This window comes from Paenibacillus sp. Mc5Re-14, from assembly GCF_001049835.1.
Classification (GTDB): Bacteria; Bacillota; Bacilli; order Paenibacillales; family Paenibacillaceae; genus Paenibacillus; species Paenibacillus polymyxa_C.
This window is the reverse complement of sequence record NZ_CVPD01000001.1, coordinates 2,956,314-2,972,590: the sequence shown is the minus strand read 5'-3', so window position 1 is coordinate 2,972,590 and position 16,277 is coordinate 2,956,314. Positions and strand designations below refer to the sequence as shown.

At 46.4% G+C, this 16,277-nt stretch carries 17 protein-coding genes and 1 pseudogene; 8 read left to right on the top strand and 10 right to left on the bottom strand.

The genetic code is table 11. The annotated features are described in order from the left end of the window. Nucleotides 1-136: 136 nt before the first annotated feature. The 5 genes from BN1546_RS13545 to BN1546_RS13525 form a co-directional block, all read right to left on the bottom strand. Complete coding sequence (locus BN1546_RS13545; RefSeq protein ID WP_090737942.1) at nucleotides 137-628, bottom strand: GNAT family N-acetyltransferase; 492 nt, start codon at nucleotides 626-628, stop codon at nucleotides 137-139. After that, nucleotides 625-1,725, bottom strand: coding sequence for a type 2 isopentenyl-diphosphate Delta-isomerase (gene fni, locus BN1546_RS13540; RefSeq protein WP_090737940.1), 1,101 nt, complete (start codon nucleotides 1,723-1,725; stop codon nucleotides 625-627). The genes BN1546_RS13545 and fni overlap by 4 nt, the downstream gene beginning before the upstream one ends. Before the next feature lie 259 nt (nucleotides 1,726-1,984). Continuing rightward, nucleotides 1,985-2,476 carry a DMT family transporter gene (locus BN1546_RS13535; protein ID WP_090737938.1) on the bottom strand — a complete coding sequence of 164 codons (492 nt, stop codon included), beginning with the start codon at nucleotides 2,474-2,476 and terminating at the stop codon, nucleotides 1,985-1,987. 51 nt (nucleotides 2,477-2,527) lie between these two features. Further along, nucleotides 2,528-3,238, bottom strand: a complete 711-nt coding sequence (locus BN1546_RS13530; RefSeq protein WP_025675610.1) for a Crp/Fnr family transcriptional regulator — start codon at nucleotides 3,236-3,238, stop codon at nucleotides 2,528-2,530. A gap of 56 nt (nucleotides 3,239-3,294) precedes the next feature. Further along, a complete protein-coding gene (locus BN1546_RS13525) occupies nucleotides 3,295-3,720 on the bottom strand; it encodes a DMT family transporter (RefSeq protein ID WP_013373460.1) in 426 nt (141 codons plus the stop codon). Nucleotides 3,721-3,956: 236 nt separating this feature from the next. Here BN1546_RS13525 and BN1546_RS13520 point away from each other — a divergent pair, with 236 nt between their 5' ends. Then, complete coding sequence (locus tag BN1546_RS13520) at nucleotides 3,957-5,453, top strand: phospholipase D family protein (RefSeq protein ID WP_064961662.1); 1,497 nt, start codon at nucleotides 3,957-3,959, stop codon at nucleotides 5,451-5,453. A gap of 42 nt (nucleotides 5,454-5,495) precedes the next feature. On the opposite strand, the gene cls is transcribed toward BN1546_RS13520, so the two are convergent. Beyond that, a complete protein-coding gene (gene cls, locus BN1546_RS13515) occupies nucleotides 5,496-7,007 on the bottom strand; it encodes a cardiolipin synthase (protein WP_013373462.1) in 1,512 nt (503 codons plus the stop codon). A gap of 196 nt (nucleotides 7,008-7,203) precedes the next feature. Here cls and BN1546_RS13510 point away from each other — a divergent pair, with 196 nt between their 5' ends. Genes BN1546_RS13510 through BN1546_RS13495 form a run of 4 tightly spaced genes read left to right on the top strand, consistent with a single transcriptional unit; the run spans nucleotide 7,204 to nucleotide 9,445 of the window. Continuing rightward, a complete protein-coding gene (locus BN1546_RS13510) occupies nucleotides 7,204-7,797 on the top strand; it encodes a TetR/AcrR family transcriptional regulator (protein ID WP_090737936.1) in 594 nt (197 codons plus the stop codon). 46 nt (nucleotides 7,798-7,843) lie between these two features. Continuing rightward, the gene (locus BN1546_RS13505) at nucleotides 7,844-8,185 is read left to right on the top strand and encodes a DMT family transporter (RefSeq protein WP_016822861.1); all 342 of its coding nucleotides are present in this window, start codon (nucleotides 7,844-7,846) and stop codon (nucleotides 8,183-8,185) included. Continuing rightward, a complete protein-coding gene (locus BN1546_RS13500; protein WP_013373465.1) occupies nucleotides 8,185-8,499 on the top strand; it encodes a DMT family transporter in 315 nt (104 codons plus the stop codon). Before BN1546_RS13505 ends, BN1546_RS13500 begins: the two co-directional genes overlap by 1 nt. Before the next feature lie 13 nt (nucleotides 8,500-8,512). Further along, nucleotides 8,513-9,445: a 1-phosphofructokinase family hexose kinase gene (locus BN1546_RS13495; protein ID WP_090737934.1), complete on the top strand. Its 933-nt coding sequence runs from the start codon at nucleotides 8,513-8,515 to the stop codon at nucleotides 9,443-9,445. Nucleotides 9,446-9,544: 99 nt separating this feature from the next. Here the strand turns inward: BN1546_RS13495 and BN1546_RS13490 are convergent. Next, nucleotides 9,545-9,978, bottom strand: a pseudogene (locus BN1546_RS13490) (Lrp/AsnC family transcriptional regulator). 345 nt (nucleotides 9,979-10,323) lie between these two features. Here BN1546_RS13490 and BN1546_RS13485 point away from each other — a divergent pair. After that, entirely contained in the window at nucleotides 10,324-10,788 is a 465-nt protein-coding gene (locus BN1546_RS13485) for a DUF3592 domain-containing protein (RefSeq protein WP_090737932.1), read from the top strand. An 11-nt stretch (nucleotides 10,789-10,799) separates the two neighbouring features. On the opposite strand, the gene BN1546_RS13480 is transcribed toward BN1546_RS13485, so the two are convergent. After that, nucleotides 10,800-11,414: a LysE/ArgO family amino acid transporter gene (locus tag BN1546_RS13480; RefSeq protein ID WP_013373470.1), complete on the bottom strand. Its 615-nt coding sequence runs from the start codon at nucleotides 11,412-11,414 to the stop codon at nucleotides 10,800-10,802. Between the two features lie 46 nt (nucleotides 11,415-11,460). Further along, nucleotides 11,461-12,090 carry a molybdenum cofactor guanylyltransferase gene (locus BN1546_RS13475; RefSeq protein WP_013373471.1) on the bottom strand — a complete coding sequence of 210 codons (630 nt, stop codon included), beginning with the start codon at nucleotides 12,088-12,090 and terminating at the stop codon, nucleotides 11,461-11,463. Nucleotides 12,091-12,284: 194 nt separating this feature from the next. On the opposite strand from BN1546_RS13475, the gene BN1546_RS13470 reads away from it, so the two are divergent. Beyond that, entirely contained in the window at nucleotides 12,285-13,517 is a 1,233-nt protein-coding gene (locus BN1546_RS13470; protein WP_013373472.1) for an MFS transporter, read from the top strand. 126 nt (nucleotides 13,518-13,643) lie between these two features. Here BN1546_RS13470 and BN1546_RS13465 read toward each other — a convergent pair whose 3' ends face one another. Then, complete coding sequence (locus tag BN1546_RS13465) at nucleotides 13,644-15,323, bottom strand: glutamine--tRNA ligase/YqeY domain fusion protein (RefSeq protein ID WP_013373473.1); 1,680 nt, start codon at nucleotides 15,321-15,323, stop codon at nucleotides 13,644-13,646. 206 nt (nucleotides 15,324-15,529) lie between these two features. Between BN1546_RS13465 and BN1546_RS13460 the strand changes: the two genes are divergently transcribed. Next, nucleotides 15,530-16,255: a copper amine oxidase gene (locus BN1546_RS13460; protein WP_090737930.1), complete on the top strand. Its 726-nt coding sequence runs from the start codon at nucleotides 15,530-15,532 to the stop codon at nucleotides 16,253-16,255. Nucleotides 16,256-16,277: the final 22 nt, after the last annotated feature.

The window sequence follows — 16,277 nt, the reverse complement described above, 5'->3', positions numbered from 1 at the left end:
ACTCCCGTTTATATAAAATATGCGTTATACCATCTGTTAGTTTACCAACCCACATTATATAGGAGAACCTATACATGCGGCAAGCATATGACTGTGAATTTAGGGTTTTGCTGCATCCCTATTTAGATTTCTTTATTTAGATTTCCTTGCTCATCTGGATATCCGTAACCCGATAACCAGACTTGCGATATACATGTAAAGCCCGCTCATTATGCCCAAATACATGCAGACCGATGCGAACCGCACCCAGCCTCCGAGCTTCTTGTTCCAACGCCTGCATCGTCAACGTACCCAGGCCTTGCCCCTGATATGAATCGTAAACGAGAATATCCAGCAAAAAAGCTTCTTTGCCTTGCGCACTTTCTGTAATGTTGAACCATATATATCCCGCTTCCTCGGGGCCTTGACCCCCACTACCCGAATACTCAAGCATGTACAGGTGAGCATGGGGCGTGTCTAGCCTTTGCGGCAAAAATGTTGCAAAGCTTTCCTTTGCCCGTTCTGGTGCCTCTTCCACCGTCCACGCGCCTGCCTGGATTTTCTCCTCCGCATAATCCGCGAGTGAGCGTTGCTCAAAGCGTTCATACTGCTCTGCGTTCATCGGAACCAACTTAATGAATCCACTCATCCGTTCGCCTTCTTTCTTAGTCTGGTCGTGTCTTTGAGACCTTCAATCCCAGCTACTCCGATGCCAAACATGACTGTGCGCAATTCCAGCTCTACTTGCTCCAATCGCGCTTCCAACGCCTCGCTGGAGGTGACCGCCGAGCCAAGCAAAGAGCGACCGAAGCCTGCCATGTCGGCGCCCAAAGCAAGTGCCTTCGCAGCATCGACGCCGTTTTTCAGTCCACCGCTACCGATCAGAGTGCCATTAGGCTGGGCTGCTCTAACCTCCACGATACAATCAGCGGTCGAATTGCCCCAATCCGCAAACGCCTCCGCCGCTGCACGGCGCACAGGATCAGGATTACGAAATTTCTCCACTTGGCTCCAGCTTGTCCCGCCTGCACCAGCGACATCAATAAAAGCGGCGCCTGCATCATATAATCTCGATGCCGTCTCACCATCTATGCCCCAGCCTACTTCCTTCACGCCTACTGGCACCGAAAGACGATGACACAACTCTTCGATGCGCTCAAGTAGCCCGCTGAAATCCAAATTCCCTTCAGGTTGGAATATCTCCTGCAATCCGTTCAAATGCAGCACCAACATATCCGCTCCGGCAATTTCCACTGCACGTTGGCAATCATCCACGCCAAATCCGTAGTTCAGCTGCACTGCACCCAGATTAGCAAGGATCGGGATGCTGGGTGCCAGACGGCGAACCGCAAAAGTTGGGGCCAATTCTTCTTTTTCCACCGCAGCTCGTACCGAGCCGACACCCAGCGCCCAGCCACGTCTCTCTGCTGTCTCTGCTAATCGCTCATTAATCGCTCCTGTCTCGGCGCTGCCGCCTGTCATCGAACTGATGAGCAGCGGTGTCCGTACAGTACGTCCCATAAAATTGGTATCCAGACGCACCTCGTCAAAGTGTAGCTCCGGCAAAGCGCAATGCTTAAAGCTATATCGCTCCAGCCCACTGGTGATACCATGTCCGGCCACATCTTCTTGCAGACAAAGGCGGACATGCTCAATCTTCCGTTCACCTGTCCGTGCGGCAGGTAACAAAGAACCGGATCTGTCTGAGCCGTCAGATAATCCCTTTTTATTTTCTGTATTACTCATCTATGTTCCACCTCATCCAAAGTCACTCTGTTTATTCCATCAGGTTCGTGAAGCACAAATAAGACCGTTCCCGAACACGGTAACCGATCTATTTATCGTCTCATATATCAAATATCTAAGCCCTTAAAGCACTATTTTAAGATATTTTCATTGTATCATGGATGGAAAAATATATACATGACTGTGAACATTTTTTCTTGCCTATGGGATGAAAAGCGGGACCCCAATCACAGCAGGATAAAGGTCATCACAACCTCCTTTAGCTCTTCATCGAATCAGGTATAGGTGTAATATTTTCTTGTGGCTCCTTCGTCCGCCCATGTCCAAATTTGAAAACGAGAATACCGCCAAGAATGACGATTACACCGATCAACTTATTGAAGGTAAACGGAATCTTTTCTAATCCCAGCCATCCCAACGAATCCCACAACAGAGCGGTACCTAATTGTGCCGTCAATACGATGGAAATCGCATAGGTTGGGCCCAGTCGCTTCATTCCTTGCACCAGACAGAACACAACGCCAACACCAATCATGCCACTGAACCAATACCATAGCTGCATATGATGTAAAGCAAATGTATTTTTCCCTTCAAAAATAAGACTCCCGAGCAAGGAAGCCAAGAAGCCCGTTCCCAGTACCAATGTCGTTGTGGCCCATGAACCTGTCCGCTCATTCACCTTATTATTGAATATCGTTTGCAGACTGACCAAAGCACCTGCGATAACTGCCAATATGAGCCCTAATAACATGTTTACCTCTCCCTTGATAGTCCCTTTATTGTGCTGCTCTACTTCAAAGCACTATGATTGCAACGTTTCATAAATATTATGGCCTGCCAGTTCACTCAAACCTTTTCTGTCCTTAATGACAATATAGCCTTTTGCCCGTTCAACCAATCCCTCTTCAATCATTTTGCGAATGACACGGTTAAGGTGTCTGTAACTGGTTCCGATCAAATTCGCCACATCCACCAGACTGGATGCCCGTAGTTCCTCATGAAAGGCAGAATTGGATTCGTCAAAAGAAACCGATAGCAGGTAGCTCGCCAGCCTGACTTCCACCGGATACATAAGGTTGAAACTGGAGAAATCAGAGTCTAGACAAAACTTTCGCGTGACAATATCCAATAGAAATTGCAGCAAAGGAGCATAATCTCTGCCGTACTTATTCATCCATTGGTGATGGACACCAATCACATAGATCGGCGACACTGCCTCTACTGTATTGATGACGTGACTATTACGAATATATTCAACATCTCCTATGACCTCGATCGGGGTTTTGAAGCAAAGGATCAGAGTCTTCCCTTCTGTAGAGCTGGTAAAAATTTTGACCTTGCCCTGCACCAGAATATACAGATGTTCAATGGCGTCTCCCTGCGAACAGAGTTTTTCCCCTTGCTCCAAACGATACAGCGACAAATAGGGATGTAGTGGCTCGTAGAGTATGGATTCCAACTGATGCAGATGCAAAAAATACTTTAGCTGCTCTTGATCCTGTATTTCCCTCATTCCTCAGTTCACCTTCAATTCTACGTTCTAAGCTTTTTCTATAATAAAGTTTTATTTTAGAGCTTTAGAATAATGACACCCGCGATCATCATACCAATACCTATAAATTGTGGCAGCTTCATCTTTTGCTTCACGATGCCAAACCATCCCTTGATGTCTACCAGAAATGTTAAGCATAACTGAGCAATCAACAGCGCCGAGATCGTGAACGTAACCCCAATATGTTGAATGGCGGTGACTTCACTAAATATAATGATAGCCGCAAAAGCACCACCCCAAAGATACATCGGCTTTACCTGTTTCATTTCAGACACACGGCCATCCTTTGTAAACATCCAAACTAATGCAGCCAAAATAAAACCTATTAGCTGAGTAACGGCAGCCGCCTGCCATGTCCCGATATCCTGACTAATCCGTGTATTCGCTACCCCCTGTAGCGTAATACAAGCGCCTCCCAGAAAAGCAAACAAGATTCCTCTCATAAATCGTTATTCTCCCCATGTAAATGACTTTTGTATCTATTTAAGTATAGGTCAGCCTGCCTATAAAGGACATATGTCCTCAATTAATTAATAAAACGTTCTCCATTTCATTCTGTTCAGCATTCCGCTTCAATCCTGTGGACTTGCGGTAATAATTAAACAGTATCTATTTCATAATCTGCATGTTCGGACACGATAAGATGAATGCAGCATTTAATTAAGGAGCTGATCGTCGTATGACTAAACAAAATCCGCTGCATTCTGTGCCGGAATATCAAAGAAAAACCGTGCACAAGGGCCGTGCTCTTAAAATCGCTATTCTGCTGCTTATCCTCTGGCTGATTGGCGTCATGCTGTATCAGACTCATAAACCCTTGCCTCCGTTCGTCTCTTATGAAAGTCAGGAGTATTCAACAAACGAGGTAAACTTTTGGACGGATTTGACCTACCCTACTGGGGTTGGAAGCACTGTACAACATGAAGGGCAAATTTTGAATCGTATGCTCGGCATCATTGATGAAGCCCAGCAATTTATCGTCATTGACCTGTTTCTGTTCAACGATTATAAGCATAAAGGCCAGCATTTCCCCGAAGTTAGCGCACAAATGACTAATCATCTTATCGCCAAAAAGAAAGCTTATCCTGAGATGCCTATCTTTTTCATTACAGATGAAGTCAATACCAACTATAATTCTGCTCCCAATCCTTTGTTGGAGAATATGAAGCAAGTAGGAATTCAGGTCGTACAGACCGATGTAGACCCGTTGCGGGACTCCACGCCTATCTATTCAGCGGTGTGGCGTACCTTTTTCCAGTGGTTCGGGCAGCATGGCACAGGCTGGATTCCCAATCTGATGGCCAGTGACGGACCTGACGTTACGGCTCGCTCTTATTTAAAGCTGTTAAACGTCAAGGCCAATCACCGAAAATTGGTTGCCAACGAGCAAACTGCTCTCATTTCTACAGGTAATGTTCACGATGCAAGTGCCTATCATTCCAATGTTGCCCTAGAAGTGAAGGGACCGATCATCGGAGATATTTTACAAACAGAGCAGGCGGTATTGGACTTCTCGGGCGGAGGGCAACTTCCTGTCTACACACCTCAAGCAGAGCCCCTAGTCCCATCAGGTAAGGACAGCTACCGGATCAAATATCTCACTGAAGGCAAAGTGTATGCCTCCGTTCTGAATGGCATTAAGCAGACGAAGCAAGGTGACAGCATTCATATGGGCATGTTTTATTTGGCTGATCGCAAAATATTGAATAGCCTGCTGGATGCCTCGGCACGCGGCGTAAACATCCAATTGCTGCTAGACCCCAATGAAAACGCGTTCGGGCAGGAAAAAATAGGCATCCCTAATCGTCCTGTTGCCCAAGAGTTGTCCGATAAATCGGATGGAAACATTCAAATTCGTTGGTATCATACTACCCATGAGCAATTCCATACGAAGCTGATTTATATTGCCAAGGCACAAGGAGAGCATTTGATTTGGGGTGGCTCTACCAATTTGACTCCCCGTAATTTGGATGATTTAAATCTGGAGAATGAACTGTGGGTGGCCGCTCCGGCGGACAGCAAGCTGACCCGACAGGTGGCGGCCTATTTTGATAAGCTGTGGAATAACCGGGGAGCTGAATACAGTCTGGATCTGGCGGCTTACGAGGATCATTCAACATTTTGGAAAGATATTGTATACCGTCTCCAGGATATTTTGGGCTTTACTACATTTTGACTATAGGATCTGCTACCTTATCCACAGCTCTTCATTTGTGCATTACAGCAGCGGTGAAAGCAGCCGAGCCAGCGATTCCATTAAACGTTTGAACAGACGTTTTTTCATGAATTCCTCGCGTACGATCAAACTGGCATTCTGCAAATCTCGCTCATAGTCGGTCACCATCTGCTGCACACTGTGTGTTTGAATCAACAGAGCGTTCACTTCAAAATTCAGATGGAAGCTGCGCATATCCATATTGGCTGTCCCAATAGTCGCAACTTCCCCGTCAATAATGAGAAGCTTGGAGTGAAGAAATCCTTTTTCATATTCATATACCTTGACTCCCACCTCCAGCAACGATTGGAAATACGAGTGGGATGCGAGAAAAGGCAGCCATTTATCCGGTTTCGCAGGAAATAGAATACGCACATCCAACCCGGATAGAGCAGCCATCCGCAAAGCAGTCAGGATATCTTCATCCGGGATAAAATAAGGAGTGGCAATCCAGACGGATTTTCGAGCGGAGGTGATCATGGAGAAGAATAGATTTTTAAGCACTCTCCGCTCATTGTCTGGTCCGCTGGCAATAATCTGTACGCCGCCGTCCGTGATCGGTTCAATATCGGGAGACAGATATTCGCTATCCAGTACCGATTCACCCGTCATATGAAGCCAATCCTGTAAAAATATAAGTTGCAACGTCCGCACAGCTTCGCCCTTCACAATCATATGCGTGTCACGCCAAAAGCCGTAGGCTTTGTTGCGGCTGAGATACTCATCTCCCACATTTAGGCCACCGATTAATCCAATATTACCGTCGATAACTACAATTTTACGGTGATTACGGTAGTTTACCCGACTGGAGAAGAACAAAATCCGAGCGCCTCCGTATGCAACAACCTCTACTCCTGCATCTTTCATTTCCTTCAAAAATGCCTTCGATAACTGAATACTACCGACTGCATCGTACATAAACCGAACCTTAACACCCGCTTTAGCCTTTTCAATCAAAATTTTCTGAATGCTGGTACCGATATCATCCGAGCGGAAAATGTAATATTCCATATGGATATGATGCTGCGCCTTGCGCAGTTCTTCGAGCAGCGTGGAGAAGGTTTCATCTCCATTATTCAGAATCTGGGTTTCTGTCGCAAAATAAATCGGGGAGCGGGCCAATCTCCGGGCCAGGCGCATTAACTGCTGCTGCTCATCTGTAAAGCAGGTCAGATCTCGTTTGACCCGCAAAGCATCCTTTTCGATACGCTCATACGCCTGTTGGTCACGCAATGCCTTTTTGTCATACTTGCGGCGCTTGAATACATTTTGCCCAAATAAAAAATAAAGAGGAAGTCCAACGACTGGCAACAACGCCAGCAGCAAAATCCATGACATGGTGGTGGAAGGATTACGATTCTCCGTGAAAATAATCAGACTTATGGAAATAACCGTCAGAGTAGAGAAAATACTGATGACAGTTCCTTCATTTTTACCGATGTAATTAAACAAGCCAAAATAATAAATAATAAACACCATAGCCGCGATCAATACGGCCAGTAAGCTTCGCCTCATAACTAACCTCACTTCCAATGGACTGCATTTGAACAGATATTCCTCATTATATTGTACATGAGCCCCTTATTTCTTCCCACTTTTTTATTTAAATGTTGAATAAAAAAATCCAGAGTACATAACGAAATGTCGATGGGTTGACACTTACTTTTTTTCATGTGAAAATAAACTAACGAACGTTAGGTAGGTGATGATAATGGGAATGGAAGAGATTCGAAAGGCCGCTCTTTTCCAATTTGCCGCCAATGGGTATGAGGGAGCATCCTTGAGCAGTATTGCCGCCGAGGTTGGAATCCGAAAACCGTCTATATACGCGCATTTTCAGGGTAAGGAGGATTTGTTTTTGCAGGTGGCAAGTTACGCGTTTCAAGAGCAGAATTTACGTATTTTTGAATACTTTACGGAACGCAAAGAACAGTCGCTGGAGCATACACTGCATAATTTCTTGTTCTGGATGGAACAGGAATATGAGGGCAACAACTCAGCCAAGTTTATGCTTCGTTTTTCCTTTTTTCCGCCTGTATCTTTATATAACGAGGTACTGAATATTGTGAATCCTTTTCTGGAACAAATGGAGCGAAAATTAACTCGTCGCCTCCGAAATGTACGGGATCGGGAACCCTTTGGGCATATGGAGCCAGCGGATGTGGCTTTAGGCTACATGACACTGGTGGATGGAATTATAGTAGAGCTGCTGTACAGCGGAAGCACCAACTACCACCGAAGGCTAAACGCTGCATGGCCTATTTTTTGGCGTGGAATTACGTTAACTTCACCTCGTGAAAGGTGAAGTTAATGTAATTGTAAAATTATACTGAATTGAGGAGAAATTCATCATGAACCGCAGTTGGATTTACGTTTTTGTTGGAGGCCTGATTGAGGTCGTATGGGTATCAGGTTTGAAGCATGCAGATTCTGTACTCACCTGGGCTGTAACTGTGCTGGCTGTGGTGGCCAGCTTTTATTTAATCATGAAGGCTGCAAAGCGTCTGCCTGTAGGCACGGTGTATGCTGTATTTACCGGACTGGGGACAGGGGGAACCGTCGTAGGCGAAATGCTGCTATTCGGGGAACCGTTTCAATGGTCCAAAACACTGTTAATCGCCCTTTTGCTAGCGGGTGTGATCGGCTTGAAGTTAGTTACCGATCGTGATGCTCAGGAAGGGAGTGGTGCATAATGGCTTGGATTGCATTGGTTATCGCGGGATGCTCGGAAGTGCTTGGAGTCATCGGCATGAAGGGAGTTACGGTCGGTAAAGGGTGGAAGGCTTTAGCACTTATGATCTTATCCTTTATTCTTAGCTTCTCTCTGCTCAGCTACGCCATGAATAGTTTGCCTATGGGAACTTCCTATGCCGTATGGACAGGCATTGGGACCGTCGGCAGTACGATTACAGGCATGTTCCTGTATGGCGAGCAAAAAAGCGTACTGCGTGTTTTGTTCATCGCCATGATTCTTGCCGCAGCATTGGGCTTAAAGCTGATTTCTTAAGGAGTGATGCCTTGTGATTACCACCGTAACACTTAACGCAGCAGTAGATAAAATCTACACGGTTGCAGGCTTTGGATTGAATGCCGTCCACCGCATAGAAAACGGTCTGACAGTACCAGGCGGCAAGGGCGTGAATGCCGCTCGTGTCATTCGCACACTAGGTCAGCCTGTACGGGCGACCGGGTTTGTGGCCGGACACACCGGACGGCTGCTCATTGACGGGTTGAGTGCGGAAGGCGTAAACGCCGATTTCATCGAAACGGCACACGGGGAAACCCGTCTAGCCATAACCGTGCTCGACCCGGCTGCCCGCACGCAGACCGAGCTGATTGAGAGCGGCCCGACCGTTGGGCCGCTTGAACTAGCCGCGCTGCGGCGCAAAATCGCGACCCTTGCCGAGGATTCGGCTTGGGTCGTTCTCTCCGGCAGTCTGCCACCCGGCTGCCCGCCCAATCTATATGCCGAGCTGTGCACGCTGGCGAAGTCGCGCGGCGCGCGGGTGGCGCTGGACGCGAGCGGCGAGGCGCTGCGCTTGGGGCTGCGCGGAAAGCCCGACCTCGTGAAGCCTAACGAGGACGAGGCCGCCCGCTTCGCGGGAATCGACGCAGCGCGCCCAGATGCCGCTGAAGCGGCAGCATCGCAGCTGCTGGAAGCAGGAGCGCAGCTGGCCGTCATCTCGCTCGGCGCGCGCGGGGCGCTGGCGGTAACACGCGATGCGCGCTACCGTGTGAGCCTGCCGGACGCGGACATTGTCAGCGCGCTCGGCAGCGGTGACGCCATGGTCGCGGGATTGGTTACCGGCGCGGCGGCGGGACTGGATCTCCCTGCCATGCTGCGGCAGGGAGCGGCCTGCGGCACAGCGGCGGCTCTGCACGCCATGGCCGGCAAGATCGAGCTCCAGGACGTGGAGCGTCTGGAGCAGGGAATTACGGTGACGCTGGTGTAATTCAGCGTCACTTTTTTCATCCGACCATTCACCTAATTTAATGTCACGAATAACAGCTTTACTGAATGTTTTGTTCCAAATATGCGTTTCTCTGCTGACCTACAACAAAACCCTGTTTTCCAGTATATTTTTCATACAAATATGCGATTTCGAGGGGCCCAGCTTAACTAGAGAATCCTGAAACTCTGCAATTTCCTCTACAGACGAACTTTGTACCTTAATGAGATAATTAAATTCCCCACTGATGCGGAATAAATCGGTAACTTCCTTCGCCGCCTTACAAAAATCAATCAGCTCTTGGCAATGTTCTGTCTTTACCAGAATAAACGTTGTTGTCCCCCGATTCAGTTCCCGTAAATTAAATACAGCATTATATCCAGAAATAATCCCTCGTTCTTCAAGCTTGGTCATTCTTTCTTTAACGGACGGCTGTGACATCGAAATTTCTTTACTGATTTGGGAAATCGTTATTCGGGCATCATGCTGTAGCATTTCATGATTTTGTGGTCTATATCGTCCATCTGATGCTGCATATCAAGCACCTCCTGATCAAATTTAAAAATTATTGTTTTTCATCCAAATTAGCTTTTATTTAATAACTAATATCGTATAAAAATCTTATTTAAAATATATATATAGCACATAATAATTCATATAATAAGGTTATCGAGGATGTTGATTTTGATATGTCTCTATTGAGCAATAAGTAGTCCAAGTAGCTATTGAAAAGATCCACTTCCCTGGAAAGTGGATCTTTTTTGTATTCCATTCCTCTGCGCCTTATTCCCTATGGAAAAATTAAACTATTCGTAAGTATATCCGATATATTGTTTATCGCTTGGTTAAAGGAGTAGATTATCATTTCAATTGATTTCAATGTGTACTGGTTTCATTTTAGCTCCGATCTGCTCATGCCGTTGTTTAGCTTGATCGGTCTGTTGTTCATCTATTTTGGATTCAAAACGATCCGTCGCCATCGTTATCGTAAACGCCACTGGGTCCGTACCAAAGGGCAAATCGTTGACGCGCATATCGAAGTAGATATCGATGTCGTTCCCTTTGACCGTGATGATCCGGTAGATACCAGCTACACCCGCCGATTAAAGGTACGCTTCTATACAGCTTCAGGTGAAGTCGTGGAATTCTGGAATCCTTATAGTACCAATCTCAGCCTTAACCGGGTTGGCAGCAAGACTAAGGTATTATACAATCCGGCTAACCCTCGGGACGCCCGAATTGCAGGCGGCGTAAATGGTGCAGGCTGCCTGGCCTTTATGTTGTTTTTGATTGGTGTCCCCTTTGCTTTGAGCGGGATATTCGCTTTATTAAAATTTTTCTTCTAACAAGGATCGGGTCACATACTGGTCATAAAATTTATCGCCATATAAATGGCCAGACCCAAAATAATCAGTGCCGATATTTTGTTGAGCACAGTACCAAACTTTCCTTCTGAATCCATACGTCCTACAAGGCGTCCCGCCGTTGCCAGACCCACAAACCATATCCACGATACTGACACAGCGGCCAGACCGAAGGCCCAACGTTCCACGCCGTTATATTGCAGGGAGCTGGTTCCAATTACACCAACCGTGTCAAGTATAGCATGTGGATTCAGTAGCGATACCGAGGCGGCAAAAATCATCTGGCGTTTTGGCAGCATCGGCTGACTTTCTCCCGAGGAAGCAGCCTTCGATCTCCAAAGAGTCCAAGCCATATACAGCAAGAACAAACAGCCCGCTGCATAAAGCACATTCGTGAGCCATAGAAATTGCTGCAAAACAAGGGATACACCCCCAACAGCAAGCGTGATCAGAATGGTGTCACAGACACCCGCTGTAATGACAGCAGGCAGTGCATTGCGAAACCGCGACTGGGACGCCCCCTGATTAAACACAAATACATTTTGTACCCCTAAAGGCAAAATCAATCCCAATGCCAATAAAACGGCATGTATAATAGCTTCCAGCATGTTATGTACTCCCCCAAATTCATTGCTTAATATTCTCTAAATGCTTCTAATCCTTCCGGAACTGCTCTAACACAAACTTGTAATCCTGAGGATTATTCATGTTGAACACGGCATTGTGCCATATATTCTCAGTCACTCCCGGCATATCCGCTATGGTTGCATACCGAACATTCAACGTTTCCAACCATTCGGTGAGACGAAGCCGTTTATTCCGCAAACGTTCCTCAGCAGATGGCAATACGCTTCGATGATACACTCCCAGCAAAGGATGCATACGTCCGGCCACAGAAGCAATTACCGCTTGCAGTGGTGATTCCGCTGCTCCTTTGGATGCCGCCCACTTCTCAGTTAAAACAAGCAAGGCTTGCAGCACTTCCAGCTGTACAAAAGGCATATCACAGGCCACGACTATTCCCCATTCCGTAGTAGATGCAGATAATCCTGCATGAATACCACTCAAGGGCCCCATACCCGGATAGATATCAGATACAGCTTCCATACTGTCCTGTTCATATCCTTGATCGTCACGGGTGACTACTATCACCCGTTGGGTCGCCTGCTGCAATGTAATATATGTCCGTTCAAGCATAGTAGCTCCTTCAATCTCTAGCAGAGCCTTATCCTGTCCCATTCGGCTGGAACGTCCTCCTGCAATGATAATACCAGTCACTTCCACTAAAAACTCCTCCTTTTTTCAAAAAACAATCACAAATATGCATATGGAATTTTGGACAAAATTGAAATTTACATAATTGTAATTTTATTGGTTTGTTAACCCTTTCAACACATGATACATTGGAATAAAGAACATTCCCACAGATCGACATCGGTGCGTAGTTCTCTATCGGGCTAAGAAAGGAATGGCTTGTCTTGCAAAAGAGAGAAATTCAAGAGACTCCCCTATATTCCCTAAAGCTATATAACTTTTTTCTATATGGAGCTATGGTCATCTTTTCCAGCTTCTTCCCGTTGTATTTGCAAGATATCGGTATGGACAAGCTGGAAATCGGGAGTCTGATGGCCATCGGACCTTTTGTATCTGTATTCGCGAACCCTTTTTGGGGATATACAAGCGACCGGAGCCGAAATCTCCGACGTATTCTACTATTTATGATTATAGGTACACTGTTACTGCTACAAGCTTTATTTCATGTTCACACGTATGTCATGATTTATGTGTCGATGATTGGCTTTTACTTTTTTCAAAGTCCGTTATTTGCCCAAAGCAATACCCTGATTCTCAGTTATATTGAGGGCACAGACCGGAAATTTGGTTCATTTCGCATATGGGGTTCCTTCGGTTGGGCTGTGACTGCGGCAGTTGCCGGCATCGTTGTTGACCACACAGGAGTATCCAGTATATCCACCATCTTTACGATACTTCTTCTGGCTGCATTGATCTGCACTTTGGCAATTCCACCACTGAAAAGCACCGTGGAGACGGCAACCATTCATTTACGTGGCTTTGGCAGTATTTTATTAAACGGATACTTTATATCCTTCATTTTGTTAGGCATCCTTGTATCGATTCCTAATTCAATCAACGGCGCCTTTATGTCCTTGTACATCACCGAACTGGGTGGATCCAAGCTGATGCTTGGTTTTGCCGTTTTTATGTCATCGGTATTTGAAATTATTGTCTTTTTAATGTTTGATCGCTTCTTGAAGAAAAAAATGACCGTGATGGTCGGCTGTTTGGCACTCGTCAGTTTGCTGTTTGCCTTACGTTGGGAACTCATGGCGCTGGCTACAGATCCGATTCAGATCGTGTTCATTCAAGCACTTCATTGCGTCACCTTCGGTGGATATTTCTATGTAGGCACCCAGTTGACCGTCCTGTTCACGCCTGCAGCATACCGATCATCCGGACAGGCCGTATATACCTTGACCTGGAGTGGTATATCCGGTATCGTAGCAGGTTTCGCGGGAGGTTGGCTATTCCAGAACTTCGGTGGTGAAATGATGTACCATGCAGGTGTCTTCTTCGCCCTGCTTGGCTCCGCGGGATTTGCTATCATGTGGTATATGCTGTACAAGAACGGTTACCAGCCAGGACATGGCGGCGAGCACAAACCAATAGATGAAGCACCACAACGACAATAGAGTGTCTTCACGTCAATGGTCATGTTCTGAAGAACGGGTATGCGTAAAATAAAGGAGTCTGCCGTTGGCAGACTCCTTTTTCACTTGGCCGCACGAAGCAACCATCCGTCCCACTTTTCCAACATCTTATTGCTTAGGCAATTGGAAAGAGCTTTTCAATGATACCACACGGTTAAATACAGGCTCACCCGGTTTGGAAAGCTTCGGATCTACACTGAAATAACCATGACGGAAAAATTGGAACTTGTCCTGCGATTGTGCTTCTTTCATATTCCGCTCCACATAGCCATGAGCAATTTCCAAAGAGTTCGGATTTAATTGATCAAGGAATGTTTTTTCCGATCCATCCTCTTCCAGCACCTCTGGTTCCTCTGCGTTAATCAATGGCTCATACAAACGGAATTCGGCCGGAACAGCCTGAGTAGCCTCTACCCAATGGATTGTCCCTTTCACTTTACGTCCCGTAAAGCCTGATCCGCTCTTGGTTTCTATATCATAGGTACAGTGAATCTCCGTTACATTACCTTCCGCATCCTTAATGACATCGTTGCATTTAATGAAGTAAGCATGCTTGAGACGCACTTCATTACCAGGGAACAAGCGGAAGTATTTGCTCGGCGGATTCTCCATGAAGTCCTCACGCTCGATATAAATTTCACGAGAAAACGGAATTTGGCGTGTTCCAAGCTCCGGATTTTCTGTATTGTTCTCCGCCTCCAGCATTTCCACTTGTCCTTCAGGATAGTTCGTAATGACCACCTTTAGCGGATCTATAACTGCCATCGTACGGGGTGCCTTAAGCTTCAAATCCTCACGTGCAAAATGCTCCAGCACCTGCAAATCGATGACTCCGTAGGCTTTGGAAATGCCTGTTTCATATACAAAACTGCGAATGGCCTCTGGCGTATAGCCGCGACGACGCAAACCAGAAATGGTCGGCATCCGCGGATCATCCCAGCCATCTACGTGTTTTTCATCAACCAGAAGCTTGAGCTTACGTTTGCTGGTTACCGTTTGAGCTAGATTTAGCCGTCCAAATTCATATTGATGAGGTACGTTTTCCATCTCGCATTCAGCTACAACCCAATCGTACAGTGGGCGTTGATCTTCGAACTCCAGCGAACAAAGCGAATGCGTTACGCCCTCAATTGCATCTTCCAGCGGATGCGCATAGGAATACATCGGATAGATGCACCAGGTATCGCCTGTATTGTGATGGGCCGTGTGTGAAATGCGGTAAATAACCGGGTCACGCAAATTGATGTTTGGCGAAGCCATATCAATCTTGGCACGCAGCACCTTTTCACCATTCTGGTATTTGCCTGCACGCATCTCTTCAAACAGCTTCAAGTTGTCTTCCACGCTGCGATCCCGATAGGGGCTGTTTTGTCCCGGTTCTGTCAGTGTTCCGCGTGTTTCACGAATTTGGTCTGCACTTTGGTCATCTACGTAGGCTTTCCCCTTTTGAATCAGCAGGATAGCACGCTTGTACATCTCTTCAAAGTAATTGGAGGCAAAATGTTTTTCCTCCCATTCATAACCAAGCCACTTCACGTCCTCCTGAATGGAGTTCACGTATTCCGTGTCTTCCTTCGCCGGATTGGTGTCATCAAAACGCAGGTTCGTGCGGCCTCCGAATTCATCTCCCAACGAGAAATTAATCCAGATGGCTTTAGCATGTCCAATATGCAAATATCCGTTTGGTTCAGGTGGAAAGCGTGTAACAACCTCCTTTACCTTACCCGTACGTAAATCCTCTTCAATAACATTTTTAATAAAATTGGGGGGAGTAATCGGCTTCTCCACGCTAATCAACCTTTCTTCCGTATAATCTGTGTATAACCTGTTCCCTTAAATATACCCTTTCACACCGCATAACTCAATAAAATGAAAATCGGGATGCTCTCTTCAGCAAAAAAAGATGCAAGTTATGAAAAAGAGTTAACATTTTCGGCAAATAAATTCGTTATAGTGTATATATCTTTTATTTTACCGGAAAAGGAGACCCACCCGTGTTTAAGCTGTTGATCGTCATCCTGCTGTCTATGCTGCTGTCCTCTTCCGTTATGACTTCCGATCATCCTTCTTCAAGCATGGTGACCGAAACTGCATTATCTCATGCGCTGGCTAGCGCACCAGAAGACTCAACTGTCCGCCTATACGCCGTGAGCCCTTCCAAGGGACTCTTTCATTCAGCCGTACTGGAAATCGGCCAGCAGCGCCGCACATTCCAGTGGTCGGGCTCGGCGGATATTTCCACCGCACCACAGTTATTTTACAGAGATGTAAACGAAGATGGGATCCGTGAAGCCGTTGTAATTCTCACACGTGTCTCGGGAACGGGTGTGGAATTGCAGGAGTTGCATATTGTTAACGTACAAACAATGGAGGAATATGCAGTTGAATCAGCAGCAAATGCTGTATCTCAGCGAGTACATAGCTCCGTGGAGCTACGTGACCACAACCGCCAGGTGCATATCGCTGTTATGATTGACGGTACTACACACACGATGGACCCCAAAGCGTCCGTATTTTATGATGATCCAGCCCAATTTACAAAGCATCTCGATTTTAGCTCTGTTGTAATGTATGACGCCGAACAGTTCCCACTGCATGCCACAGTATCTGGTAGCGTATCACCAAGCGAATTTGTAGGGGATTTGGATCTGAAATATGTATATGAGCAGGGGCGGTTCCGGGTGGGACCTATAAAATTTGAAGCTTCCTCTCCCTTTTGACGACTCTCGCAGAATAAGGTAG

Coding starts and splice junctions, on each gene's coding strand:
- BN1546_RS13545 (WP_090737942.1), bottom strand. CDS start 628: ATGAGTGGATTCATTAAGTTGGTTCCGATGAACGCAGAGCAGTATGAA.
- fni (WP_090737940.1), bottom strand. CDS start 1,725: ATGAGTAATACAGAAAATAAAAAGGGATTATCTGACGGCTCAGACAGA.
- BN1546_RS13535 (WP_090737938.1), bottom strand. CDS start 2,476: ATGTTATTAGGGCTCATATTGGCAGTTATCGCAGGTGCTTTGGTCAGT.
- BN1546_RS13530 (WP_025675610.1), bottom strand. CDS start 3,238: ATGAGGGAAATACAGGATCAAGAGCAGCTAAAGTATTTTTTGCATCTG.
- BN1546_RS13525 (WP_013373460.1), bottom strand. CDS start 3,720: ATGAGAGGAATCTTGTTTGCTTTTCTGGGAGGCGCTTGTATTACGCTA.
- BN1546_RS13520 (WP_064961662.1), top strand. CDS start 3,957: ATGACTAAACAAAATCCGCTGCATTCTGTGCCGGAATATCAAAGAAAA.
- cls (WP_013373462.1), bottom strand. CDS start 7,007: ATGAGGCGAAGCTTACTGGCCGTATTGATCGCGGCTATGGTGTTTATT.
- BN1546_RS13510 (WP_090737936.1), top strand. CDS start 7,204: ATGGGAATGGAAGAGATTCGAAAGGCCGCTCTTTTCCAATTTGCCGCC.
- BN1546_RS13505 (WP_016822861.1), top strand. CDS start 7,844: ATGAACCGCAGTTGGATTTACGTTTTTGTTGGAGGCCTGATTGAGGTC.
- BN1546_RS13500 (WP_013373465.1), top strand. CDS start 8,185: ATGGCTTGGATTGCATTGGTTATCGCGGGATGCTCGGAAGTGCTTGGA.
- BN1546_RS13480 (WP_013373470.1), bottom strand. CDS start 11,414: ATGCTGGAAGCTATTATACATGCCGTTTTATTGGCATTGGGATTGATT.